Below are 23,677 nucleotides of genomic sequence, written 5' to 3' on the forward strand. Positions count from 1 at the left end.
AATTCCTTATTCAACGTCAAACTTCACACCCTGCGCCAATGGAAGAGCGCCAGAGTAGTTGATGGTATTGGTCGCGCGGCGCATGTATGCCTTCCAGGCATCAGAGCCAGCTTCACGGCCACCACCAGTTTCTTTTTCACCACCGAATGCGCCGCCAATTTCAGCACCGGATGGGCCAATATTGACGTTTGCAATGCCGCAATCAGAGCCAACAACAGAAACGAAGGTTTCAGCTTCACCCATGTCTTTGGTGAAGACGGAAGAAGACAGACCAGCACCAACACCGTTCTGAATTTCAATCGCTTCATCAAAGTCGCTGTAGCGAACGACGTAGAGGATCGGAGCAAAAGTCTCTTCCAGTACAGGACCAACCTGACCTGGCATTTCAACAACAGCAGGCTGAACGTAATAGGCATCCGGATACTCATCCGCCATCACGCGCTGGCCACCATGCACGGTGCCGCCGGCAGCTTTCGCAGCTTCCAGAGACTTCTGCATGTTGTCATAAGCGTCTTTGTCGATGAGCGGACCGATCAGCGTGCCTTCTTCGGTCGGAATGCCGATCTTCACAGAGGCGTATGCCTTGATCAGACGTGGGATCAGCGCGTCATAAACGCTGTCATGCGTGATCAGACGGCGCAGAGTAGTACAGCGCTGACCGCAAGTACCCATTGCAGAGAAGGCCACGCCGCGCAGGGTCAGGTCCAGATCAGCAGATGGGGTCACGATCGCTGCGTTGTTGCCACCCAGCTCAAGGATGGACTTGCCGAAGCGCTGTGCAACACGTGGACCAACCTGACGACCCATGCGAGTGGAACCGGTTGCGGAGATAACAGGCACGCGCTTGTCATCGACCAGCGTCTCACCGATTTCACGGCCACCCACGATGACTTCCAGCAGGCCCTTCGGTGCATCATCACCAAACTTGGCAACCGCACGCTCAAACAGCGCAGCACATGCCATTGCTGTCAGAGGGGATTTTTCAGATGGCTTCCAAACAACGGAGTCACCACAAACAAATGCCAGTGCTGCGTTCCAGGACCAGACCGCGACTGGGAAGTTGAACGCGGAGATCACACCAATAACACCGGATGAGTGCCAGGTTTCCATCATACGGTGACCCGGACGCTCAGTCGCGATGGTCAAACCGTACAGCTGACGGGAAAGTCCAACTGCGAAATCGCAGATGTCGATCATTTCCTGAACTTCACCCAGACCTTCAGAGGTGATCTTGCCTGCTTCCAGGCTCACCAGCTTGCCGAGGTCATCTTTATAAGTGCGAAGCTCTTCACCCAGCAGGCGAACCAGCTCACCACGACGAGGTGCAGGCAGCTTGCGCCACTCTTTAAAAGCATCGTGAGCACGACCAATTGCAGCGGTGGTTTCCGCGGCGCTGTCTTCTTTGATCATCGCCAGTGTTTCACCGGAGTTTGGAGAAGTTGCAGCAAGTGTGCCCCCTTCCAAAGCAGCGCGGGCAACACCCATACGCTCCATGAGTTCAATTGTTTCTTTTGCGAATTGCGCGGTATCCAGACCTACGGTCATTGAAGCCCCCAAAGAGTGAGAAACAGTCAGTTCGAAATTTGAGCAGAGTTTCTCTTGTCCTGTTCACTGGTAAAAGCTACGTCTTTTCCATTATTCATTCGCATATGGAATGACTGATAATTTCGCTTGGATCTTGCGCTAGTGAGAAAACTGCTTAAAATCAGTAGGATAATAATGGGTATCGGCCTATTTGAGATTCTGTTTTAAGAAGGAGATGATGCCAGATAGAACGAAATTTAATCGTGTTGGGTGTGCTTAACCTCGCGATTTCAGGAGTTTCGAGCTGTTCACGGCATCATGAGAGGTCAGGATGAAGCGTGGTTTTATCCCCCCGATAGACTGTTTGATCGCATTTGAAAGCGCAGCGCGGCACGGCAGTTTCACGCGTGCAGCTGAAGAATTGTTCCTGACGCAAGGCGCAGTCAGCAAACAGGTGCGCCTTTTGGAAGGTCGCTTGGGTGTTGAGCTGTTCAAACGGATTCGCCAGCGCATTGTTCTGACGGATGCAGGGCGTATCTACCTGCATGACATCCGCGGCACGCTGGAAAAGATGACCAGCGCGACCCGTCAAGTGATGTCCTTTGCAGGCAGTGAGGATGTGCTCAACGTCGCAGTGCTCCCAACTTTCGGCACGCGTTGGCTCGCCCGCCGCCTCCCCCGTTTCCACGAGCGCTACCCGGAAGCCAGCTTCAACCTCTCCGTCAGACTACGCCCATTCGATTTCTCGGTAGAGCCATTCGACGGCGCCATCCATTACGGCGAACCTGTCTGGGCAGGAGCCATTGCGGAGCCGCTGTTTCAGGAAGAGGTCATTCCAGTTGCCTCCAGAGCATTTCGCGACAGACACAGCCTGCGTGCGCCGGAGGACCTGATTGACGTTATGCGCCTGCACCAGTCAACACGGCCAGATGCATGGCAAAAATGGTTCTCGCTGGCAGGTGTAGAAACAGACAGCGCCTTTCAGGGCCCGCGCTTCGATCAGTTCACCATGATCTCACAGGCCGCCGCCTCCGGCTTGGGCGTGGCACTGGTACCGAAGTTCTTTATCGAAGAAGAACTCGCCGCAGGCACTCTGGTCCGCCTGTTCGACATCAGCTTAAAACTCTCCTCCGCCTACCACTTCGTCTACCCCGAAAACCGCACCCTGCGCCCAGTCGTAAAATCCTTCAAAGCCTGGCTCCAGGAAGAAGCCCACGAACAGCAGTTGGACCGGGAGACGCTGTTACCGCAGTAGATAATGGAGCACTTTTTATCCATTCAAGAGTTGAGACCACTCATTGTACAAGGTTCAGGCTTCATTATTTAATTTTCCGTATCAGGGCGGTTGCAGAGGCACGAGCGATCAGTTTGTCATTTTGTTTCAGCTCTCCCTCAAGAACACATACGGTTCCTCCTTTAGAGATCACATGACCAAAACCAGTCAGGAGACCGACGCGTGCTGGGGCAATGAAGTTTATCTTCAGTTCTAAAGTGGGGGCGAATTCGTTCTCATCCAGCATTGCAGTTAAAGCAGGGCCCATCGTGTCATCCAGCATTGCTGCCAGAAACCCGCCTTGTATATTGCCTACAGGATTGGTGAATTCCTCTTTGCCATCAAATTTGATAATAGATGTGCCTGCACTCGGATCAACTTCTATGATCTTTGCCCCCAGAGTTGCTGCGGCTCTTGGTAGTGGAAGTTCGCCATCCAACATTTTCTGAAAAATGCCTTTTCCCATGTCTTCCCCTCTCCGTTGACTATTGCCTAATAGGAACAATCGGATCAGTCAAAATGAAGACTGGCCAAGGTGCCCAAACAAGAAGACAAAAGCTTCGAATATTGATTAGACAATCACTAGTTTCTGTCGTCAAGCACGTGCAACAAGCAGAATTTCTTCGTGAATGCTATGCGCTGTGCAGTTTCTTAAGTTCGGAATTCGGAGTTTAGAGCTTTGTGAGCCACCTCTACCCCAGCTCATAACTCGCAAAGCTGTAGATCTTGTCGAGGGGGAGGTTAGGGTCCTGGCCCTTATACATTCTGGCGGTAGCGAACACGGGTGATAGGTCGTAGCGCTCTGCCAGTTCCACGGCTTGTTCATTAGGCAAAGGCAGATCAATGTTGATCATCTGCCCTTTGGCGCTGCCAGCAAGGGCGCGGAACAGCAGGTCAGCCCCTTCTGGAGTTTCAGCGGCCATTGGGCCAATGCGATACCCATCACGGGCCGCACGGATAACGCCGTAACCGCGAACAATTCCCTCTTCAACCAGATAGAGGCCCCGGCGCATAGGGTTCATTGGCTCTATCCAGCGTTCCAGAAAAGCGGAGCGCTCTGCCGGAAAGTAGTTGCGGTCATATTTTATAATGCTCGGCAAAATGCCCTTGCCGATGATGGAAATACGCTGATCCATAGGCATGGTGACATCAGATATGCCGCTGTAGCGCATATTTTGATGAACGAGCTTGAAGCCGGATTTGGCGTAATTGTCTTGCTCTGCCACCACGCCATCAAGGCCAATCGTCCGCCCTTCCAGCCGTTTCATGGCGGCATTCCATATGACAGCCCCAAGGCCCTGCCTGCGAAACTCTGGATGACAGATGTAAAAGCCAAGAAAGCCATAGGCCTCACCGTATTGAACGGCAGACACCATTGAAACCAGCTGATTGTTTAGATAGCAGCCAAGAAAACCGCCGGGATCCGCCGCATAATAGGATGGTGCATCATCTTCACCTGGATTCCACCCCTCTTGGGCGGCCCAATCCAGCATGGTCAGAATGCCATCTTCATCCATAACGCGAATTTCAGTATCCAGCGGAGCCATCGGAAGCCTCTTTCATCAACCCGGCAAAGTTGAGGTGTAAACTGACGTAAGAGAGTCAGCGTAGCGCAGTATGGTTAAAGAGGAGATGAAAGGCTTTCATCTAATTGGACCATGCGGAAACTGCGGACTGCAGAACTTTATGAGGAAAAGAAACCGGACGCGATAAAATGCAGATGGAGCCACGGAAAAATCCGATAATCTGACGCACAAACCGCATACATGGGTAGGAGACGTCGCGATGAAGGTTCATGGTAAAGCATACCGTTCCATTTGGCCGCTGGAAGCTGGAAAATCTGTCGGGATCATCGACCAGACGTGCCTCCCTCATCGTTTTGTCGAGGTTGAACTGCGCAATCTGGAAGATGCAGCAGTTTCCATCAAGGATATGTGGGTTCGAGGTGCTCCGCTGATCGGCGCAACAGCCGCCTTTGGTGTTGCGCTGGAAATGGCGCGGGACCCAAGCGATGCAGCACTAAGCAATGCGTGGCAGGTGCTCCACGCAACCCGCCCCACCGCGATCAACCTGCGCTGGGCACTGAATGACATGCAAAACCTGCTCTCAGATCTACCATTAGAGCAACGAGCGGAAGCCGCGTGGAAGCGGGCCGTCGTGATTTCGAATGAGGACGTGGCCTGCAACGAATCCATCGGCAAGCACGGCCTCAAGCTGATTGAAGAGATCGCCGCGCAAAAGAAACCGGGCGAGACCATTAACATCCTGACCCACTGCAATGCCGGCTGGCTGGCAACCGTGGACTGGGGGACAGCCACCTCTCCGATCTATCAGGCCCACAACAAAGGCATCAAGATCCATGTCTGGGTTGATGAAACCCGCCCGCGCAATCAGGGCGCAGGCCTGACCGCATGGGAGCTGGGAGAGCACGGCGTTCCTCACACGTTGCTGGTCGATAATGCAGGTGGTCATCTCATGCAGCACGGCATGGTGGATCTTTGCATCGTGGGAACGGATAGAACCACCGCACACGGCGATGTCTGCAACAAGATTGGCACCTACCTCAAAGCGCTCGCAGCTCATGACAACAGCGTCCCTTTCTTCGTGGCTTTGCCTTCGTCAACCATCGACTGGACCGTTGCGGATGGCCTGAAGGAAATTCCGATTGAAGAGCGTGGCGGTGAAGAGGTCGCGTGGATTTCAGGCGAAAACGCGGATGGTAAGGTCGAGAAGGTGCGCATTTGCCCGCCAGAGACCCCCTTGTCCAACTTCGCGTTTGATGTGACGCCATCAAAATACGTCACCGCCCTGATCACCGAGCGCGGCATCTGTGCAGCAAGCAAAGAAGGGCTCGCAGCACTGTTTCCAGAGCGGGCAAACACCGACGCCTGATAGAACTAAGACAAACGGATACCTTGCCGCTAAGCCATCACTCTTCAATGTTAGGGCAGAAATCCAAGTTGATTTATTGGGAGGGACATATGTCCTACGAGAATATTCTGGTTGAGACACGCGGCAAGATTGGCCTGATTACGCTAAATCGCCCGAAAGTATTGAATGCACTGAACAGCGACCTGATCGCTGAGCTTGATGAAGCACTGAACGTATTTGATCGCGATCCTGAAATTGGCGCGACAGTCATCACCGGCTCTGAGAAAGCCTTCGCGGCGGGCGCTGACATTAAAGTGATGGCAGAATACGACTATCCGCAGACCTATTTGATGGACTTCATCACCAGCTGGGATCAGATCGCACAAAAGCGTAAGCCGATCATCGCAGCCGTCGCAGGCTTCGCGCTGGGCGGTGGATGTGAGCTTGCCATGATGTGTGATTTCATTCTGGCGGCAGAATCTGCGCAATTCGGTCAGCCAGAGATCAAACTTGGCGTTATGCCAGGTGCAGGTGGTACACAGAGATTAACAAGGCTTGTTGGCAAGTCAAAAGCAATGGAAATGTGCTTGACAGGCCGTATGATGGATGCATCAGAGGCTGAGCGCGCTGGTCTGGTTTCTCGTGTTATCGCAAATGAGGATCTGGTTGCTGAAGCAATCAAAGCTGCTGAAAAGATTGCAAGTTTCTCGACTCCAATTGTTATGATGACGAAGGAAAGTGTAAACCGTTCTTACGAAGTAACACTTGCTGAAGGCATTCGTTTTGAGCGTCGTTTGTTCCATTCTATGTTTGCAACCAGCGATCAAAAAGAAGGTATGAAGGCATTCATTGAAAAGAGAAAACCTGAATTCGAAGACGGATAAGCCGTTTTTAGGCAGGTCTACACCTTTTTTCGTTGACGAGGCTAAGACTCCCAACTATAAGCGCTCCACAACCAGAGGCGGATTTTGTTCGCCACTGAATTCGTTTGATCGGGGCGGCTTTGGGCGGTCTCGTTCGCGATTTGAAAACAGTTCTTACTGACAGATCAGGACAGAGCCCATGGCCAACACTCCTTCGGCCAAGAAGGCGGCACGTAAAATTGCTCGCCAGACGGCCACTAATAAGGCTCGCCGTAGCCGCGTACGTACATACGTTCGTAAAGTGGAAGAAGCAATTGTCGCGGGTGACCAGACAGCTGCTAACGAAGCATTCAAAGTTGCACAGCCTGAGATCATGCGTGCATCTGCTAAAGGCGTTATGCATGCGAACACTGCGTCTCGCAAAGTATCCCGCATGAATGCCCGCATTAAGGCGCTCGGCGCCTAATCCAATTTTTTTGGACTAAAAAAGCCCGGTCGTATGGCCGGGCTTTTTTGTTAGCTGGATAAGCTTACCCTAGGATAAAACTGGGGCATTTTCACGGCGGATAGCCTGTGGACTAGTCTCGGAGCCTGTCAAGGAAAATTCTTAAAAAACAACGACTTGGTTCTAGGTTGAAATTGTCACAGTTGAAATGAGCAGATTCTTGGTGAGTCAAGAGAAGGCCGGATAATTTTTTTTTATTCGCTTCCCGGGCCCACCATTAACCAAGCGCATATCGAGAAAGTTGTTGAGTTCACTGCTTTTTGCCGAACTTAGCCGTTGACGACATATGAGCTTGACCTTGCGTCATAGAAAGGGCATTTGCGTTTTGTAAACTTTCCGCTATTGCGGGACCAAAATCGGCTGTGTATGGTCAAGAAGAAGTCGGGTTGCTACCCGATCCCAGCATACAAGTTAGAAGAATCGAACCAGGGTCGGGCAAAGATGGTCAGATGGCGTAAAGTCTAGGCGTTGCATTTTATAGTAATTGCAATTTAGACTACTAGAGTTGTTGCGTCATTTTGCTGCTATTGTTGCTTTTCCTTCTGATTTTTCTTGAATTTCGATTTTGAGTCTTTTTATAGTGGCTTACTCATTTGGGTGAGCAAACGTAATGCGTCTAGGTTAGTAAATGGAAGTATCTATGCATGAGTCCTATGCAGGCGATCGAAGTGTAACGGAAGTTTTCGAGAGCCTTAAAGCTGATGGTTCTGCAATTCTTGTAGATGTAAGAACCAACGCTGAATGGACCTTCGTAGGCATTCCGGATCTTTCCAAATTGGAGAAGGAAGTCATCCTTGCTGAATGGCAGGGTTTCCCATCCAATGGCCCTCATGAGGGCTTTGCGAATCAACTTTCTGACGCATTGACGCAAAAAGGACTTGACCAAAACGCTGCGATCTTCTTTTTGTGCCGCTCTGGAGTTCGGAGTAAGGCAGCAGCGATCGCGATGACAACCCTTGGCTACAAAAACTGCTACAACGTAGCAGGCGGCTTTGAAGGCGGTCATGATGCTGAAGGTCATCGAGGCTCGGTTTCTGGGTGGAAGGCTCAAGGTCTTCCGTGGAGCCAAGGATAGCTCCCAAGAAATATTAGAATTTAGCAACGGTGTGTGGGCGCCACACCGATGTGATGTTTTTGTCTAATGACAACGAAATAAAAAAGCGTCTGGTTCAACAAAGCTCGAAATGAGCGCAATAGATTTGATGGTTGAGTATCTGTGGCGGAATACTCAACGGCTGCAAGGAGGCGAGCATGCACGTTCAGGAAGCTCCAGGGCCGGAGCAATGGGATCGCGTTAAGAAACGTCTACGTGTTGAGCTGGGTGAAGATGTATTCTCCAGCTGGTTTGCACGCGTAGACATGGAAGGGCACACCAACGGCACCGTTCGTTTGTCTGTTCCTACGCGGTTTTTGAAGCAATGGATTCAGTCTCATTATTCAGAGCGTCTGATGGGACTTTGGAAAAATGAATGTGATGACATTCATAAGATCGAGCTCACCGTTCGCGGTGCCGTTCGTCCCCGTCCTGCAGCGGCTAAGCCAGCTGCACGCCCAGCACTGGGTGGCAAGACTGATATGCGCCCAATTCAGGTAAATGATCCTGTTGGTCTGCGCGCAACGTCCCCAATGCCATCGATGATGGGCGGTCGAGGTGGTCGTTCCGACCTTTCTTCTAAAGACGTACTCGAAGGGGCATCCCTCGATCCGAAATACGTCTTCGAAAGTTTTGTTGAAGGTGAATCCAACGTTCTGGCTCTTGCAGCAGCAAAGCAAGTTGCAGGCGGCGGTGTCGTAACCTTTAACCCGCTTTACCTCCATGCTTCTGTAGGTCTTGGTAAGACCCACTTGATGCAGGCGATTGCAAATCAAGCCCGTATGGCTGGTCGCCGTGTTCTGTACCTCACCGCAGAGCATTTCATGTACCGCTTCGTTGCCGCGCTTCAGGCGCAGTCTGCAATGTCCTTCAAGGAAACTCTGCGTTCTATCGATCTTCTTCTGATCGATGACATGCAGTTCCTTCATGGCAAGCAGGTGCAGCAGGAGTTCTGCCACACTCTTAATGCATTGATTGATGGTGCTCGTCAGGTTGTTGTTGCAGCTGACCGCGCTCCGGCTGAATTGGAAAGCCTGGATGATCGCGTTCGCTCCCGCCTGGCAGGCGGTCTGGTCGTAAATATCTCCGAACCAGATTTCCAGCTTCGTCGCGCTATCATTGAAGATCGTATGCGTGCTCAGCAGCGCTCATATCCGAACTTCACTGTGCCGGAGGCCGTTCTGGACTACGTTGCACGCAACGTAACCTCTTCAGGTCGTGATCTGGAAGGTGCTTTGAACCGTCTCGTTGCACATAATCAGCTCACAAACTCTCCGGTAACTCTGGAGATGGCTGAAATCACTCTGCGTGATCTCATCCGTGCAGCTGAACCACGACGCGTTAAAATCGAAGATATTCAGCGCGTCGTGTCCAAGCATTATAACGTCACAAAGGCAGATCTGCTTTCTGCACGCCGGACACGCACCATCGTGCGCCCTCGTCAAATCGCTATGTATCTCGCTAAGATGATGACCCCACGTTCTCTGCCAGAGATCGGTCGTCGCTTCGGCAATCGTGACCACACAACAGTACTCCATGCAGTTCGTAAAATCGAAGAGCTCTCCAAGGCAGATAACGGTCTTGCGCAGGAGCTGGAGCTGCTGAAGCGTATGCTGGATGCCTAGAGCGCATTCCATTTGATTGGTTTCAATCAAATGGTCTGAATGAGCTCTAGCAAAGAACTTAGAGCACGATGCGTGAATGCAACGTGCTCTAATAAGCGTCCTCTACACGGAGCCATTGGGACTCCTTGCAGGAATTTGGTGATTATTGGGGCGCTGCTTGCAGCGCCCCTCTTGCATTTTGCGAGCTAAACGTGCAGTTTGAACGACCCTGCATGAGGTTAAACTCGGCATAGTGGGCGAGTGCAGACCAAGTGGGCCTCTGCACTGAGACTGGGCAATTTGTATTAGTAATTCGCGGAGTTCGCTGCACCGGCGCGATGCTCCGCCCAGAAGAATGGACGTTTCGCATGAAAGTGACACTTGAGCGGACCGAGCTTTTGAAGTCTCTGACCCACGTACACCGTGTGGTGGAACGGCGGAACACCATTCCGATCCTCTCCAACGTTATGTTGCAGGCTGAAGGTGGCAACCTCAAGCTTAAGGCAACCGATTTGGATCTTGAGGTCGTGGAAAGCATCGCAGCAATGGTCGAAACGCCAGGTGGAACCACAGTGCCAGCTCACATGATCTACGAGATCGTGCGCAAGTTGCCAGATGGTTCTCAGGTTGTTTTGGAAACTTCTAGTGATGGCAGCACCATGGAAATTCGCGCCGGGCGGTCCTGCTTCGCGCTGCAAATCCTGCCAGTCACTGACTTCCCTGATCTGACAGCAGGTGAGTTCACACACAGCTTCACCATGACCGCTGGTGGTATTCGCAAGTTGATCAACAGCACCCAGTTTGCAATCTCTACGGAAGAAACTCGCTATTACCTCAATGGTATTTACATGCACTCTCTGGACATAGGCGAAGGCCTGCGTCTCCGTGCTGTGGCAACGGACGGACACCGCCTCGCTCAGGCTGAGCTTGAGGCGCCGGAAGGCTCAGAGGGTATGCCTGGTATAATTGTACCGCGTAAAACCGTTGGCGAAATTCAGAAGCTGCTGGATGATCCGGAAGTTGAGATCAAAGTTGAGATCTCTGAAACCAAGATCCGTTTCACCATTGGTGACATCATCCTGACGTCTAAGCTCATAGACGGAACCTTCCCGGATTATGAGCGCGTCATTCCAAAAGGAAACGACAAGGAACTGCGCGTTGATCGTGATGCCTTCAAGGAAGCAGTTGATCGCGTATCCACCATCGCATCTGATCGTGGCCGTGCAGTCAAAATGTCCCTGAGCGAAGGTAAGATCGTTCTGACGGTCACCAACCCGGACTCTGGCTCCGCGACTGAAGAAGTTGCAGTTGAGTACGACAACGAAGAATTCGAGATCGGCTTTAACTCCAAGTACCTGTTGGATATTGCAGCTCAGCTGGAAGCAGATTCCGCGCTTTTCACACTTGCGGATTCCGGTTCTCCGACCCTCGTTCGCGATGAAGGCAGTGATGAAGCGCTGTACGTTCTCATGCCAATGCGCGTTTAAATGTTTTGCCCTCGGTCCTAAGCCGGGGGCATTTTTCTTCTGCTACATATTCCCGAAAATAGCAGCCGATTTTCGGATGAGAATATGCTCAAAATTCATGTAACCAGAAAGAGCCTGAATGTCGGATCCAGTGCCTGTGGCGCTTACTCGCCTCGCGCTAACGGATTTTCGAAACTACAACGCAACAAGCGTTGAGTTGAACAGTCGAATGGTCGCTTTTGTTGGCGATAACGGCGCAGGCAAAACCAATATTCTCGAAGCAATCTCCTTTCTCTCCGCTGGTCGTGGTCTCCGCCGCGCAACACTGGGCGATATTGCCCGCGCCGATGGGTCTGGCGGCTGGGCTGTCAGCGCGATCTTGGATGGAGAATTTGGTGAGACCCGCATCGGTACAGGTTTAACTGCCGGAGAACCGGGACGCCGCATCCGCATTGATGGCGAAGAAGCCCGCTCATCTGAAGCTCTCTTGGAATACCTTCGTGTGTTGTGGCTGGTCCCGTCCATGGATGGCCTGTTCACGGGCTCAGCTTCTGATCGACGTAAATTTTTGGATCGTTTGGTCCTCTCCCTCAATCCGTCTCATGGCAGAATGGTCGCAAGCTTTGAAAAAGCATTGCGCCAGCGAAATCGCCTGTTGTCTGAGGGCGGAACGCCCGAATATCTGGATGCCATCGAAGCGCAGGTTGCTGAACTGGGAACCGCTGTCGCTCTGGCTCGTAGTGAAACCGTGAGTTTGCTGGCCAAAACGTTAGAAGCACAAAAGCTGCTCGGCCTCCCCTTCCCGTCCGCAGAAATCCACCTGCAAGGCGCGTTTGAAACCGCAACCATCGGCATGAGCGCATCAGATCGGGAAGATTGCTATCGGGATTTGCTGGTGGAAGGTCGCTTCCGTGACCGTGCCGCCGGACGTACTCTGGATGGCCCGCACCGCTCTGACCTTTACGTGGTTCATAGCGAAAAGCAAATGCCTGCCGCGCAAGCTTCAACTGGAGAGCAAAAAGCGCTATTGATTGGCTTGGTTCTGGCACATGCAGACCTCACCTCATCAATCTCCGGCATGACTCCGATCCTGCTGCTGGATGAAGTTGCCGCTCATCTGGATCCTGGCCGCCGCGAAGCTCTCTTTACACGGCTGGAAGTTCTGGGTGGTCAGGTTTTCATGACTGGCACCGACGAAAACCTCTTCAAAGACCTGCCAAGTGCCGCACAGATTTTTGAGGTTACAAACGGTGGTATTGTGCTAAGCTAAAAGTGCCATCATTGAGCTGGCTTGAAGGCAAGCCGCTTTTATCTCGCTTGTCAGAGAAATATCCTTGTGATTAGTCTTGGGCGGTATTCTGGAAAAGCAGAGACAAGCTTTCCGATGAGAATACGCAAACTGCGTTAAGCGCCCTATCTCTGACCTAAGTGACCCCCATGGACTTGCAAATTCTCCTCGTTTTCGGGGCAACTCTGTTTGTTGTTGCCATCACACCGGGCCCTGCGATTACGGCACTGGTTTCCCGTACACTCGGTTTTGGGTTGCAAGGTACACTCACATTTGTCTCTGGTATGCTGATCGGCAGCATGTGTTTGTTTATTCTGGCAATCCTGGGTCTGGCGAAACTAGCAAGCACCTACGTGCTGGCGTTCACCATCGTCAAATACGCGGGTGCTGCTTACCTGCTGTTTCTAGCCTGGAAGCTCTGGCGTGCCAGTGGCCTTCAGACAGCTCAGGCAAATGAAGACACCGTCCACGTGCAGCAAAACAGCAAATGCAGTGCCAAAACGCTGGTCTCTGGCATGTTGATCACGCTTTCCAACCCTAAAGGTCTGCTGTTCTACGCGGCTTTGATGCCAAGCGTGGTGCCCATGGAAACCGTCACAACCATTGGGTTGGTTGAGTTGATGTTTGTTACGCTTGCTGTGTTGTCACTGGTCTTTGCAATCTATATTGGTGTGACCGTACGGGCACGAAGCCTCCTGACTTCAGAAAAAGCCGTGACTCGATTGAATAAGAGCGCGAGTGTTGCAATGTTTGGCACCGCTGCCGCAATCGTGGCGCGATAAGAAGAGCAATAAAATGGAATTGGCAGTTCTTTTGTTTTTTGCAGGAACCTTGTTCGCTGCAGCAATCACACCGGGTCCCGGTATCGCCGCTTTGCTTGCCCGTATTTTCGGACAAGGCATGCGTGGCACACCTATGTTCGTTGTCGGCATGATCTTTGGCGATCTGTTTTGGTTTACGCTCGCAATTATGGGGCTGGCAGCCATCGCGACCAACTACGCGATTATTTTTATGGCGCTCAAATGGGTTGGAGCCGCCTATCTGCTGTACGTCGCTTGGGGGATGTGGAACTCAAAGGGCGTAGCTCCAACGCAAGATGGTGATGCAGCTGTAGAGGCGTCCTCACGTTTTACAGCCTTGCTTGCTGGTCTCTCAATGAACCTGTCCAACCCAAAGGTCGTGATCTTTTATATGGCGCTGATGCCTAACATCGTGCCCATGGATAAGATCAACCTGCTGGCTTATTGGGAACTGGCAGCAACCATGGCCAGTGTGTTGTTCATCGTCTTCGGCATCTATGCCTATTTGGCGGTCTCTGCAAAGAAGCTGATTTCGTCGCAAAAAGCATTCCAGCGCCTGAACAGAAGTTCCAGTGTAGTGATGGTCGGCGTGGCAGCAACCATGGTGACCCGCTGAGCAATCTGCTCTTTGAGACGGCGCTTGCGGAAGACTGCGGCGCCGTAAACTGAAAGTGCTCGTCACCACGAAAGAACCGCTGCAGATTTATGGATGTAACCAGCCTTGCCCTGTTTGGTGGCACGCTTTTCACATTAGCGATCATTCCCGGCCCTGCTGTTTTTGCAATCATTGCCCGGGCTATGAGCTTTGGCAGCAGCGGTGCTGTGCTGTTCTGTTTGGGGCTGTTGAGCGGTGATCTGCTCTGGTTTTCCATGGCTGCACTGGGATTAGCGGCAATTGCCAGCAGTTTTTCTGGAGCCTTCGTGGCTTTGCAGTGGTTAGGTGCTGCCTATCTCACCTATTTAGCTTGGGGCATCTGGAAGAGCGCAAATGCAGCTCCTTCGGAGGATTACGGCAACTCAATCCCACCACAATCTTCTGCGAAGACATCCTTGTTTGCTGGGTTATTGTTCAACCTGTCAAACCCCAAGGCAATCATGTTCTACCTCGCGCTGATGCCCAATTTGGTCAGCGTTGAGGAAATGAGCCTGCTGGGCTTTGTTGAACTCGCCGCTGTGCTGTCAGCCATCTTACTGATCATCAACGGTGCCTATTCATTTCTGGCAGTCAAATTTTGCCAGTTCTTGAGGTCAGAAAAGACGATGTACCTGATTAATCGAATGGCTTCTCTGGGACTTCTCGGCATCGCAGTACTGATGATTACACGGTAGCAATATCACCGATAAGTGGTTTCAATTTTCAGAAAATGCCAGGCACAAAAATGAAAACTTGGGGTGCTAATCGTGCAAGCAAATCCATGGGATGCACGCTAAGGAAATTATCCCCCCTTAAAAATAGTGTTTATGCAATATTTCCCTTGGTTTACGAGCGCTTAAACTCCCAGATTGCTTGAACCATTTGCCCAACCAATTATAACATGAACCCTAATGAAAACCGTTGTGTGAAGTGATTCGAATGAGCGAAACGTCGACCCCTGAAAATGGCGGACCTGAGCAGGAAAATGGCGCAGGTGAATACGGTGCAGATTCCATCAAAGTGCTGAAAGGCCTGGATGCTGTACGTAAACGCCCCGGCATGTATATCGGTGATACCGATGATGGCTCGGGCCTGCACCATATGGTCTATGAGGTTGTCGACAACTCCATCGATGAAGCGCTGGCCGGTCATGCCGATTATGTGACCGTTACGTTGAACGCTGATGGTTCTGTCTCGGTGACCGATAACGGACGCGGTATTCCGGTAGACATTCACTCGGAAGAGGGAATTTCTGCGGCTGAAGTTATTATGACCCAGCTCCATGCTGGTGGTAAGTTTGACAGCAACTCCTACAAGGTATCCGGCGGTCTGCACGGTGTGGGTGTTTCTGTGGTGAACGCACTGTCCACCACATTGGAGCTGCGTGTATTCCGCAATGACAAAGAGCACTTCCTTCGCTTCCATCACGGTGAAGCTGAAGCTCCTTTGAAAGTTGTCGGCGACGCTCCGGGTAAATCCGGTACGGAGGTGACCTTCACTCCATCTCCTCAAACCTTCACCAAAATTGAGTTTGATTACGACACCCTTGAGCACCGCCTGCGCGAGCTGGCCTTCCTCAACTCCGGTGCCCGCATCATTCTGACAGACAATCGTGGTGTCGAGCCTCGCGTTGAAGAGCTCTACTACGAAGGTGGTCTGGAAGCATTCGTTCGTTATCTGGACCGTGCCAAGCATCCGCTCATCGAAGAGCCTGTTACAATGATTGCCGAAAAAGACGGCATCACTGTAGAAGTGGCCATGTGGTGGAACTCCAGTTACCACGAAAACGTTCTTTGCTTCACAAACAACATCCCACAACGTGATGGTGGTACGCACCTTGCTGGTTTCCGCGCCGCTCTGACACGTCAGTTGACTGGCTACGCAGATTCGTCAGGGATCCTAAAGCGTGAGAAAGTAAACCCAACTGGTGAAGATTGCCGCGAAGGTCTGTCCTGCGTGCTTTCTGTAAAAGTGCCTGATCCAAAGTTCTCCTCCCAGACCAAAGACAAGCTGGTTTCTTCAGAAGTCCGTCCGGTGGTTGAGAACCTCGTTGGTGAAGCGCTGTCTACATGGCTGGAAGAAAACCCGGCTCCGGCAAAGTCCATTGTTTCCAAAGTGGTGGAAGCGGCGAGCGCTCGCGAAGCTGCTCGTAAAGCTCGCGAGCTCACACGCCGCAAAGGCGCGCTGGATATCGCGTCCCTACCCGGTAAGCTGGCCGATTGTCAGGAGCGCGATGCTTCTAAAGCTGAACTCTTCATAGTGGAGGGTGATTCCGCGGGTGGCTCTGCCAAACAGGGCCGTGACAGATCAAATCAGGCTGTGCTGCCGCTGAAGGGTAAGATCCTGAACGTCGAACGCGCACGTTTTGATAAAATGATCTCCTCGCAGGAAATCGGCACGCTGATCACTGCATTGGGAACAGGTATCGGCAACGAGGAATTCAACCTCGAAAAGCTCCGCTACCATAAGATCATCATCATGACCGATGCGGACGTCGACGGTGCGCACATTCGTACGCTGCTGTTGACCTTCCTCTTCCGTCAGATGCCTGATCTGATTGAGAACGGCTACGTCTACATCGCTCAGCCTCCGCTTTATAAGGTTACGCGCGGCAAGTCCGAGCAGTACCTGAAAGATGAAGCGGCTTTTGAGGAATACTTGATCGGCAGCGGTCTGGATGAGACGTCTCTTAGCCTTGCAAGCGGCGAAGTGCGCATGGGGGAAGACCTGCGCAGCGTCGTTAATGAGGCTCGTGAAATCTCCGACGTTCTCAACGGTCTGCATTCCCGCTACAACAAAGCTGTTGTCGAGCAGGCTGCAATTGCCGGTGCGCTGAACTCCGACAACCTGCACAACCACGAAAAAGCGCAGGAAGCTGCAGCTTACATTGCGCGTCGCCTGGACATTCTGGCTGATGAGTTTGAGCGTGGTTGGGAAGGTGAAGCAACTGAAGAGGGTGATCTCATCTTCAACCGTGTTGTTCGCGGCGTGAAAGAAGTCACTACAATCGATGCTGCCCTACTCGGTTCTGCAGATGCGCGTCGCCTCGACAGCTACTTCAAGCATCTGGATGAGGTCTATCACAAGGCCGCATCCTTGGTGCGCAAAGACAAGTCTGTCGAAATTCGCGGCCCACAAGCCCTTCTGGAGGCTGTTTATGCGCAAGGGCGCCGTGGCATCTCCATGCAGCGCTATAAGGGTCTGGGCGAGATGAACCCAGAACAGCTTTGGGAAACCACGCTGGACCCGAATGTACGCTCTCTGCTGCAGGTGAAGATCAAAGAAGCGGATGCCGCAGATGACATCTTTACCAAGCTGATGGGCGATGAAGTTGAGCCACGACGTGACTTCATTCAAACTAACGCACTATCCGTTGCGAACCTCGACGTCTAAGCAACGCACAAGCGTAAGAAACAACAAAAGCCGGATGCTTCTGCACTCCGGCTTTTTCATGCGCTGCTCCAGCAGAAAACTGGCGACGGTCTAAATGGAAAGACTGAGGAAAGTGTGCTCTGACATCCAGCGATCGAACAGGAAGCTCACATGCCCACGCGCAGCGTTGGCAGCTTCTTCAGGCGTGCCATTGCAATGCGTTTCGATGATCGCAATATGCTTTTCATGGATGTCTTCACCATTGAGTGGAATATCCCGGTGTGACAGTGTCACACGATGCATATGGAGTGCGCACCGTTCCAGAATAGGCTCTAGTCCGCGCAAGTTTGCCTGACGGAATAGAGTTGCATGGAAGAGGCGGTCATAAGCGCTGCAAAGAAACACCTCGTTGTCATCGGCTGCCTGACACATAGCATCCAGAATTTCAAAGAGCCGGTCACGCGTCTCACTTGAAATGTTAGAGGCAATCATTCGTCCGGCTTGCTCTTCCAGCTGCATGCGGATTTTGACAATCTCGACAGCTTCAGCGCGGCTGATACCCGCAACGCGAGTGCCTTTGTAGTCGTGCCGTACCACCAAGCCGGATTGCTGAAGTTTAAGCAAGGCCTCACGTACAGTTCCTTGCGCGCAATCACACGCATCAGCTACCGTCTGTTCGGCAATTGCTTCACCAGGTTTAAGAGCACCAACGATGATCTGTTCTTCCAGGTAAAGATAGACAGCGTCACTTTTACGATTACTGGTGGATGACCAGGGAGAAATTCCAAAGCGAGAAACGAGGGAGCGGTCCGAGATCGAGTGCAGCATGACAGAAAGCGCTTTTTTTTGGATAGAGACGAATCCGAGAGCACATTACACTAAATAGCTTCGGATTTCTCATCACAGGAACACCATAAGCACGTATAGCGTGTAAACTATGTTACGTGCAATTGTAAAATATAGTTCCTTTGGGGTAGGGCGTATTGTTGCGCCCTTCATTGTAAGTATTATTTAATCGAATAAAAAGACACAATTTCAAGGCTATAAATTCTAATTAATTGGCAGTTTTGAAGAGTTTCAACCAACGGAACAGGATATATAGCAGACAAAAATAAATTAATTTAGCCAGCTCATTTGTCCACAAAAGAAGGAGCACATAGAGGCGATTATGTGCTCCTGTCCAAAACTATGCGATCAAGATTCTGGTTTGATCATCACAGTTCCAGAAGCATAGGCGTAAATTTTGCCTTCTTCGTCGACGATTTCTCCGGCAGAGATCCCGGTCTGACGTGTCATGCTGACCACGCGGCCTTCAGCGTATAGAACCTGCCCTACCTTAATGGGACGTATGTACTTGACGTTGAGTTCTGAGGTGCCGCGGAAATTGAAGGCGTCTTTGAGCTTGGTCTGAACCGCAAGAGAAAGGACAGAATCCAACGCCGTCGCAGCATAGCCGCCATGCACTGTACCACCCGGATTGAGATGATCATTCGTTGGCATGCATTTAAAACGAACCAGACCATCCTCAATGCAATCAAGGTCTACATTCATGGTTTCCGCCATTGGCGGGCGATTGCCAGCTTTCTGCATGGCTTTCAGGAACTCCAGTCCTGACATCACTTTTACGTCCATCTTTTCAATCCGTCCTATTGAAAATCTTTGAGATAAAGGCGTAATCCTGCAAGTGACTGCAGGTGTTCAATCAGATTACGCGATGAAAACAATGCTCTAATGAATTTGGGTGCCCAGCCTAAAGCCGGGTGAGAAGCGCCTTGAGATCGTCCTTCTCACGATCACTCAGCTCCGCAAGAAATCTGGCGTTTGCATCTTCGGTTAAACTGTCAAGAATTTCGGAAACTTCCTGACCTTGCTTGGTGAGGAAAATATGCTGGGTCCGCCGGTCTTCCGGGCTTGCTTTGCGCTCCAGATACCCAGCGGGGCAAAGCCGGTCCAGCACACCGGTAAGTGTTGCGTTGTCCAGTTCGGCAGCCTTGCCTAATTGAGACGTTGTGCATCCGTCCTGAACAGCAAGGGCTTGCAACACAATGGATTGGACTGGTGTGAGGCCCAGCTCTTCCAGTTGCTTCTTATAAAACCGCGCACCACTTCTGGCGCTGCGGGAAAGCAGATAAAAAATGCAATTATCTAAGCGCATCACAGACACTCCATAAATTTTGCATACAAAATATAACGGCACAATTGATACTTTGGAAGGGGGAGAAAGGAAGCTACAGCAAGTTGCAGCTTCCAGTCAGGAAGGCTTTAAGCGACTTGGCGGGTCTCGGTCAGGATGACTTCAAAGCCTTCAAAGTGTGGGCCGCCCAGATAGAAGTTCATGCGGGTGCCAGCGCCTTTATGAGCAGAGGCAAACGCTTCAGACTTCGTCCAGCCGACAAAATTCTCATAGGTATCCCAGGTGGTATGGGATGCATAAAGGGTATGGTCTTCAGCTGTCTCGCCTTTGAGCATACGAAATTCGATGTAGCCGGGAACGGAGCTCAGGTGACGCTCACGATTTTTCCAAACGGTTTCAAACTCTTCTTCTTTGCCCCGCACCACGCGGAAACGGTTCATTGCGATGTACACGCCGGAACTCCTTAGCCAATTAGTACATGAGCCTTTCCAGTCAAAAGCTCAGCAAAGTTTCAGGTCTTCAGAGCCACTCTCAAAACACATACCACAATAGGAATGGGAGGGGTATGCGGAGGCTGGCTAGCGATTTAAACCGCTTGGCTGGCAAAATGGTCTTAACGATGCGCCTTTAAAAGGCTCTCGATCAGCGTATGTAGAAAAATATGAATTTATTAGTCAAGTATTATTTCTTATATTTGCCTGTCTTCCTCCCTAGCGCAATTTAGAGATTGACCCGATATGTAAATATGAGTATTTTACTCATGTTATTTTGAAAGATAGCGTTTTACAAACTGGGCGAATTTGGGAAGCCAGAAGCCACTCATGCCCGAAGGAATGAAATACCTCCTCTCAAATGGGTGCTACCATGCGTGTTCTAACCAGAGCCCTCGATTCACTTTCTCTCATGCTTCCTTATGTGGCCGCAGCGCTCCTGAGCTTGTTCTTTGGAATGTTCATCGGTCAGGTTCAGGCTGAGGGCACACAAAATGATCAGCGCATTATCTCGATTGGCTCATCTCTGACAGAAATTGTCTACGCACTGGAAGCTCAGGATCGGCTGGCGGCTGTCGACACCACAAGTCTCTATCCGGAGGAGGCAATAAAGCTTCCCAACGTGGGCTACATGAGAGCTCTCAGCGCAGAAGGCGTGCTCGCAACCAACCCAGATCATATCCTCATGATGGAAGGTTCTGGCCCACCAACAGCGGTGGATGTCCTCAAAGCTGCTTCTATCAAGCTGACGGAAGTGAAAGAGGTTTATTCCCCGGAAGGCATTCTTGAGAAAATTGATATTGTCGGAAACGCATTACAGCTTCCAGACGAAACGAAAGCACTGAAAACGAAAGTCAAAGCAGATCTTGATGAGGCTATTGTCTACGCACATCAGCAAGCCAAACCGCTCAAAGTTGTCTTTGTCATCTCTGAGGGCGGTGGAAAGCCGCTGGTCGCAGGCCGCGAAACAGGTGCTCATGCCGTGATCGGATTGGCTGGCGCAACCAACGTGTTTGCAAACCTGCGCGGCTACAAACCAGTCTCCAAAGAAGCGTTGATTGCAGCAGCTCCTGATGTTGTGATGATGATGTCTCGTCCAGGCTCAAGCGGTCAGTCAGCAATTCTCAAAGAGCCAGGCTTCAACCTCACCCCAGCAGGTTTAAACGGCAATCTCATCGTCATGGACGGCGTCTACCTCCTTGGCTTTGGCCCTCGCACAGCGCAAGCCCTTCGCGATCTGAGTGATCGTTTTGTGAAAATCGCAGCTAAATCTGACGCAAAGTCGTGAGGTGAGGTGGCAATGAGTGAGATGACACTGTCCGAAGCGTTCAAATCACCCGTAACCCATGCAAGAACAAGCCGAGAATTCTGCCAGCAGTACGCTGTTAAGGCACTAACGGCGTTGCTCCTGATTATCTGCTTCGTATCTCTGGCTGTTGGGCCAACTGAGGTATCAGTCTCACACATATTCGGCGCAGTTAATTACTGGCTCTTTGGTGATGAAACAGCGCTCACTCTCCGAGACAAAGTCGTCCTGATGGACATTCGGATGCCAAGAACGGTACTCGGATGTTTGGTTGGCGCCTCTCTTGCTGCCTCCGGTGCAATGATGCAGGGTCTGTTCCGAAACCCTCTCGCCGATCCGGGTTTAGTGGGGGTTTCATCTGGTGCAGCCCTCGCAGCAGTCTGCGTGATCACTCTGTCCTCCAGCTTGCCTGCATGGATTTTAGATGACTATTCGGTCTACCTTCTCCCATGGGGAGCCTTTGTCGGTGGTGCCGCAACAACCACCCTGCTCTACAAAGTCGCAACTCGTCGAGGTCAAACCTCCATCGCGACCATGCTCCTGGCAGGTATTGCACTTGGTGCATTGTCTGGTGCCATAACCGGGTTTCTCGTTTTTGGCAGCACAGATGCAGAACTCAGAGACCTGACATTCTGGGGCATGGGCGGACTGGGAAGTTCAACATGGCCAAGAGTCTGGTCCACGCTTCCCTTTGCTCTGGCTGTGCTCGTCTCTCTCCCATTCATCGCAAAGGGCCTGAATGCATTTTTGTTGGGTGAGGCTGAAGCCTTTCATCTTGGGTTCAACACACAGCATCTCAAGCGTTTGATCATTGTTCTGGTTGCAGGTGCAGCCGGAGCTTCAGTTGCGGCGGCAGGTGCAATTGGTTTTGTTGGGATTGTCGTGCCCCACGTCTTGAGACTGGTGATTGGACCAGACCACCGCTTCCTCCTTCCCTCCTGCGCATTGCTCGGTGCATCCTTATTGGTTGCCGCGGATGTTGTCGCCAGAACGGTGGTCGCGCCCGCCGAACTGCCAATCGGCATCATCACAGCAATCATTGGTGCGCCTGTGTTCCTTTCCATCCTGCTTGGCCGCAAAAACCAAGTCCAATTGTGAGGATCTCAGATGCTTGAGGCAATAAACATCACGGTAAGCATTGGCACAAAAAAACTGCTCCGAGACGTCTACTTCCGCAGTTGTCCGGGAGAGTTGACGGTAATCATCGGTCCCAACGGTGCAGGCAAGTCGACGCTTCTCAAATGCCTGACGGGCGATCTGTCACCATCTGAAGGCGACGTAATGCTGGATGGCACGTCTATCTGGTCAGTCTCGGCAGTTGAGCTTGCAGGCCGCCGCGCGGTGTTGCCTCAAAGCTCACAGCTATCCTTTCCATTCTCAGTCGAGGAAGTTGTTATGCTGGGTCTGGTCTCCGGCAGACACGGCCTTAGCGCAAAGCAACTACGCCCGCGCGTTCTGGAAGCTCTGGATCGAGTCGGTCTCACGTCCTACCTGAACAGGTACTATCAGGAGCTGTCTGGCGGCGAAAAACAGCGTGTTCATTTGGCTCGTGTGCTCTGTCAGGTTTGGGAACCAAGACAAAATGGCCGTGCCAACTATCTGTTTCTGGATGAACCGACCGCGAGTTTGGATCTAAAGCACCAGATCGACGTACTGGAGACAGGACGTAAGTACGCCAATGAAGGTGGCGGTGTTATCGCAGTCCTTCATGATATTGATCTGGCTTGCGTCTATGCCGACAAGATATTCGTGCTGAACCACGGCAATCTGGTTGCGCACGGTACGCCGCAGGATGTTGTGACAACCGACCTGCTCCGCTCGGTCTACCACCTTGATGACCGAATGCTGGAAACCAAGTGGGGCCATCTGGCAAAGGGTCAGAATCTCGGCAAGTCTTGGTCAGAGCTACGCCCGTCCTAAGTACAGCATAATTATGCTTTGCGGCCTGCGTTCCCGGATGCGTGGCGCAGACCGTTTATTCCGCTGTTTAAACAGCCCCGACGCAAGCACCCTAAAGATCGTCCCGCCGCTTAAGGCGCTTTTTCTCGATCTTCTCTTCTTCCTCATTGATGAGATTAAGCGGATGAAGCGAAAACTCGCCTTTGATCGGTGCTTTACGCCTGAGAACCCTAGAGCGGGCAGACCACCTGTTTTTCACGGCAAGAAACAAAAGGGCAATGGACGTAAAGCACAGAGCCAAAGCCATGCTTATAGCGATCGTGGCCATAGTTTCCTCCCAGAATGAACTAGTCACCATTCTCATTTTGGAGGCAAATGCCGATCGCTAGAATCAGCAATGTATGCGGGTAGAATTTTAGGGATTGTTTAGAGCGTGCTGCGCCAGATCTGATTCAGGTTTCTCATTTTAACTTTTTGTGATTCAATGTTGCCATCCTTGTTTTTGGAGGGCACATGGGCAAGCCATATCCGATAGAATTACGTGAACGGGTTGT

23 protein-coding genes are annotated in these 23,677 nt (G+C 51.6%); 15 read left to right on the top strand and 8 right to left on the bottom strand.

The features are described 5' to 3' along the window. Nucleotides 1-6: 6 nt before the first annotated feature. Nucleotides 7-1,545: an aldehyde dehydrogenase family protein gene (locus PsAD37_RS01965; protein WP_063294706.1), complete on the bottom strand. Its 1,539-nt coding sequence runs from the start codon at nucleotides 1,543-1,545 to the stop codon at nucleotides 7-9. Nucleotides 1,546-1,855: 310 nt separating this feature from the next. On the opposite strand from PsAD37_RS01965, the gene PsAD37_RS01970 reads away from it, so the two are divergent. Continuing rightward, on the top strand, nucleotides 1,856-2,779 hold the full coding sequence (locus tag PsAD37_RS01970; protein WP_063294707.1) for a LysR substrate-binding domain-containing protein: 924 nt from the start codon (nucleotides 1,856-1,858) through the stop codon (nucleotides 2,777-2,779). Between the two features lie 64 nt (nucleotides 2,780-2,843). Here the strand turns inward: PsAD37_RS01970 and PsAD37_RS01975 are convergent, their stop codons facing one another. After that, complete coding sequence (locus tag PsAD37_RS01975) at nucleotides 2,844-3,263, bottom strand: PaaI family thioesterase (protein WP_063294708.1); 420 nt, start codon at nucleotides 3,261-3,263, stop codon at nucleotides 2,844-2,846. A 226-nt stretch (nucleotides 3,264-3,489) separates the two neighbouring features. Then, the gene (locus PsAD37_RS01980) at nucleotides 3,490-4,344 is read right to left on the bottom strand and encodes a GNAT family N-acetyltransferase (protein WP_063294709.1); all 855 of its coding nucleotides are present in this window, start codon (nucleotides 4,342-4,344) and stop codon (nucleotides 3,490-3,492) included. Nucleotides 4,345-4,582: 238 nt separating this feature from the next. Between PsAD37_RS01980 and mtnA the strand changes: the two genes are divergently transcribed. The 11 genes from mtnA (at nucleotide 4,583) to gyrB (ending at nucleotide 17,314) form a co-directional block, all read left to right on the top strand. Beyond that, nucleotides 4,583-5,689, top strand: coding sequence for an S-methyl-5-thioribose-1-phosphate isomerase (gene mtnA / locus PsAD37_RS01985; protein ID WP_063294710.1), 1,107 nt, complete (start codon nucleotides 4,583-4,585; stop codon nucleotides 5,687-5,689). Between the two features lie 89 nt (nucleotides 5,690-5,778). Then, nucleotides 5,779-6,552: an enoyl-CoA hydratase gene (locus tag PsAD37_RS01990; protein WP_057463137.1), complete on the top strand. Its 774-nt coding sequence runs from the start codon at nucleotides 5,779-5,781 to the stop codon at nucleotides 6,550-6,552. A 178-nt stretch (nucleotides 6,553-6,730) separates the two neighbouring features. Then, nucleotides 6,731-6,997, top strand: coding sequence for a 30S ribosomal protein S20 (gene rpsT, locus PsAD37_RS01995; RefSeq protein WP_063294711.1), 267 nt, complete (start codon nucleotides 6,731-6,733; stop codon nucleotides 6,995-6,997). Between the two features lie 679 nt (nucleotides 6,998-7,676). Beyond that, nucleotides 7,677-8,111 carry a rhodanese-like domain-containing protein gene (locus tag PsAD37_RS02000; RefSeq protein ID WP_063294712.1) on the top strand — a complete coding sequence of 145 codons (435 nt, stop codon included), beginning with the start codon at nucleotides 7,677-7,679 and terminating at the stop codon, nucleotides 8,109-8,111. A gap of 176 nt (nucleotides 8,112-8,287) precedes the next feature. Continuing rightward, nucleotides 8,288-9,754 carry a chromosomal replication initiator protein DnaA gene (gene dnaA / locus PsAD37_RS02005; RefSeq protein ID WP_057463134.1) on the top strand — a complete coding sequence of 489 codons (1,467 nt, stop codon included), beginning with the start codon at nucleotides 8,288-8,290 and terminating at the stop codon, nucleotides 9,752-9,754. Between the two features lie 347 nt (nucleotides 9,755-10,101). Next, nucleotides 10,102-11,220, top strand: coding sequence for a DNA polymerase III subunit beta (gene dnaN, locus PsAD37_RS02010; protein ID WP_063294731.1), 1,119 nt, complete (start codon nucleotides 10,102-10,104; stop codon nucleotides 11,218-11,220). Between the two features lie 118 nt (nucleotides 11,221-11,338). Continuing rightward, nucleotides 11,339-12,469, top strand: a complete 1,131-nt coding sequence (recF, locus tag PsAD37_RS02015) for a DNA replication/repair protein RecF (RefSeq protein ID WP_063294713.1) — start codon at nucleotides 11,339-11,341, stop codon at nucleotides 12,467-12,469. Nucleotides 12,470-12,636: 167 nt separating this feature from the next. Further along, a complete protein-coding gene (locus tag PsAD37_RS02020; protein WP_063294714.1) occupies nucleotides 12,637-13,269 on the top strand; it encodes a LysE family translocator in 633 nt (210 codons plus the stop codon). Nucleotides 13,270-13,282: 13 nt separating this feature from the next. Beyond that, a complete protein-coding gene (locus tag PsAD37_RS02025; protein ID WP_063294715.1) occupies nucleotides 13,283-13,903 on the top strand; it encodes a LysE family translocator in 621 nt (206 codons plus the stop codon). An 89-nt stretch (nucleotides 13,904-13,992) separates the two neighbouring features. Beyond that, nucleotides 13,993-14,616, top strand: coding sequence for a LysE family translocator (locus PsAD37_RS02030; RefSeq protein WP_063294716.1), 624 nt, complete (start codon nucleotides 13,993-13,995; stop codon nucleotides 14,614-14,616). 244 nt (nucleotides 14,617-14,860) lie between these two features. Further along, nucleotides 14,861-17,314, top strand: a complete 2,454-nt coding sequence (gene gyrB, locus PsAD37_RS02035; RefSeq protein ID WP_063294717.1) for a DNA topoisomerase (ATP-hydrolyzing) subunit B — start codon at nucleotides 14,861-14,863, stop codon at nucleotides 17,312-17,314. A 90-nt stretch (nucleotides 17,315-17,404) separates the two neighbouring features. Here the strand turns inward: gyrB and PsAD37_RS02040 are convergent, their stop codons facing one another. The 4 genes from PsAD37_RS02040 to PsAD37_RS02055 form a co-directional block, all read right to left on the bottom strand. Continuing rightward, a complete protein-coding gene (locus tag PsAD37_RS02040) occupies nucleotides 17,405-18,121 on the bottom strand; it encodes a GntR family transcriptional regulator (protein WP_063294718.1) in 717 nt (238 codons plus the stop codon). Nucleotides 18,122-18,487: 366 nt separating this feature from the next. After that, complete coding sequence (locus PsAD37_RS02045) at nucleotides 18,488-18,925, bottom strand: PaaI family thioesterase (protein WP_057463127.1); 438 nt, start codon at nucleotides 18,923-18,925, stop codon at nucleotides 18,488-18,490. A 118-nt stretch (nucleotides 18,926-19,043) separates the two neighbouring features. Beyond that, complete coding sequence (locus PsAD37_RS02050) at nucleotides 19,044-19,448, bottom strand: MarR family winged helix-turn-helix transcriptional regulator (protein ID WP_063294719.1); 405 nt, start codon at nucleotides 19,446-19,448, stop codon at nucleotides 19,044-19,046. Between the two features lie 107 nt (nucleotides 19,449-19,555). Next, nucleotides 19,556-19,879: an antibiotic biosynthesis monooxygenase gene (locus PsAD37_RS02055; RefSeq protein WP_063294720.1), complete on the bottom strand. Its 324-nt coding sequence runs from the start codon at nucleotides 19,877-19,879 to the stop codon at nucleotides 19,556-19,558. A 412-nt stretch (nucleotides 19,880-20,291) separates the two neighbouring features. Here PsAD37_RS02055 and PsAD37_RS02060 point away from each other — a divergent pair, with 412 nt between their 5' ends. The 3 genes from PsAD37_RS02060 to PsAD37_RS02070 are packed head-to-tail and all read left to right on the top strand — an operon-like array spanning nucleotide 20,292 to nucleotide 23,144. Then, complete coding sequence (locus PsAD37_RS02060; protein WP_208991641.1) at nucleotides 20,292-21,206, top strand: hemin ABC transporter substrate-binding protein; 915 nt, start codon at nucleotides 20,292-20,294, stop codon at nucleotides 21,204-21,206. Between the two features lie 12 nt (nucleotides 21,207-21,218). Continuing rightward, entirely contained in the window at nucleotides 21,219-22,322 is a 1,104-nt protein-coding gene (locus tag PsAD37_RS02065; protein WP_063294721.1) for an iron ABC transporter permease, read from the top strand. Between the two features lie 9 nt (nucleotides 22,323-22,331). Continuing rightward, the gene (locus PsAD37_RS02070; protein WP_063294722.1) at nucleotides 22,332-23,144 is read left to right on the top strand and encodes a heme ABC transporter ATP-binding protein; all 813 of its coding nucleotides are present in this window, start codon (nucleotides 22,332-22,334) and stop codon (nucleotides 23,142-23,144) included. 91 nt (nucleotides 23,145-23,235) lie between these two features. Here PsAD37_RS02070 and PsAD37_RS02075 read toward each other — a convergent pair whose 3' ends face one another. Continuing rightward, on the bottom strand, nucleotides 23,236-23,451 hold the full coding sequence (locus tag PsAD37_RS02075; protein WP_063294723.1) for a hypothetical protein: 216 nt from the start codon (nucleotides 23,449-23,451) through the stop codon (nucleotides 23,236-23,238). Nucleotides 23,452-23,677 lie beyond the last annotated feature (226 nt).

The sequence above is a fragment of the Pseudovibrio sp. Ad37 genome (assembly GCF_001623075.1).
In the GTDB taxonomy this organism is placed as follows: domain Bacteria; phylum Pseudomonadota; class Alphaproteobacteria; order Rhizobiales; family Stappiaceae; genus Pseudovibrio.

Bases quoted from the DNA above. Each gene is read 5' to 3' on its own strand.
- PsAD37_RS01965 (WP_063294706.1), bottom strand. From the start codon at position 1,545: ATGACCGTAGGTCTGGATACCGCGCAATTCGCAAAAGAAACAATTGAA.
- PsAD37_RS01970 (WP_063294707.1), top strand. From the start codon at position 1,856: ATGAAGCGTGGTTTTATCCCCCCGATAGACTGTTTGATCGCATTTGAA.
- PsAD37_RS01975 (WP_063294708.1), bottom strand. From the start codon at position 3,263: ATGGGAAAAGGCATTTTTCAGAAAATGTTGGATGGCGAACTTCCACTA.
- PsAD37_RS01980 (WP_063294709.1), bottom strand. From the start codon at position 4,344: ATGGCTCCGCTGGATACTGAAATTCGCGTTATGGATGAAGATGGCATT.
- mtnA (WP_063294710.1), top strand. From the start codon at position 4,583: ATGAAGGTTCATGGTAAAGCATACCGTTCCATTTGGCCGCTGGAAGCT.
- PsAD37_RS01990 (WP_057463137.1), top strand. From the start codon at position 5,779: ATGTCCTACGAGAATATTCTGGTTGAGACACGCGGCAAGATTGGCCTG.
- rpsT (WP_063294711.1), top strand. From the start codon at position 6,731: ATGGCCAACACTCCTTCGGCCAAGAAGGCGGCACGTAAAATTGCTCGC.
- PsAD37_RS02000 (WP_063294712.1), top strand. From the start codon at position 7,677: ATGCATGAGTCCTATGCAGGCGATCGAAGTGTAACGGAAGTTTTCGAG.
- dnaA (WP_057463134.1), top strand. From the start codon at position 8,288: ATGCACGTTCAGGAAGCTCCAGGGCCGGAGCAATGGGATCGCGTTAAG.
- dnaN (WP_063294731.1), top strand. From the start codon at position 10,102: ATGAAAGTGACACTTGAGCGGACCGAGCTTTTGAAGTCTCTGACCCAC.
- recF (WP_063294713.1), top strand. From the start codon at position 11,339: ATGTCGGATCCAGTGCCTGTGGCGCTTACTCGCCTCGCGCTAACGGAT.
- PsAD37_RS02020 (WP_063294714.1), top strand. From the start codon at position 12,637: ATGGACTTGCAAATTCTCCTCGTTTTCGGGGCAACTCTGTTTGTTGTT.
- PsAD37_RS02025 (WP_063294715.1), top strand. From the start codon at position 13,283: ATGGAATTGGCAGTTCTTTTGTTTTTTGCAGGAACCTTGTTCGCTGCA.
- PsAD37_RS02030 (WP_063294716.1), top strand. From the start codon at position 13,993: ATGGATGTAACCAGCCTTGCCCTGTTTGGTGGCACGCTTTTCACATTA.
- gyrB (WP_063294717.1), top strand. From the start codon at position 14,861: ATGAGCGAAACGTCGACCCCTGAAAATGGCGGACCTGAGCAGGAAAAT.
- PsAD37_RS02040 (WP_063294718.1), bottom strand. From the start codon at position 18,121: ATGCTGCACTCGATCTCGGACCGCTCCCTCGTTTCTCGCTTTGGAATT.
- PsAD37_RS02045 (WP_057463127.1), bottom strand. From the start codon at position 18,925: ATGGACGTAAAAGTGATGTCAGGACTGGAGTTCCTGAAAGCCATGCAG.
- PsAD37_RS02050 (WP_063294719.1), bottom strand. From the start codon at position 19,448: ATGCGCTTAGATAATTGCATTTTTTATCTGCTTTCCCGCAGCGCCAGA.
- PsAD37_RS02060 (WP_208991641.1), top strand. From the start codon at position 20,292: ATGCGTGTTCTAACCAGAGCCCTCGATTCACTTTCTCTCATGCTTCCT.
- PsAD37_RS02065 (WP_063294721.1), top strand. From the start codon at position 21,219: ATGAGTGAGATGACACTGTCCGAAGCGTTCAAATCACCCGTAACCCAT.
- PsAD37_RS02070 (WP_063294722.1), top strand. From the start codon at position 22,332: ATGCTTGAGGCAATAAACATCACGGTAAGCATTGGCACAAAAAAACTG.
- PsAD37_RS02075 (WP_063294723.1), bottom strand. From the start codon at position 23,451: ATGGCCACGATCGCTATAAGCATGGCTTTGGCTCTGTGCTTTACGTCC.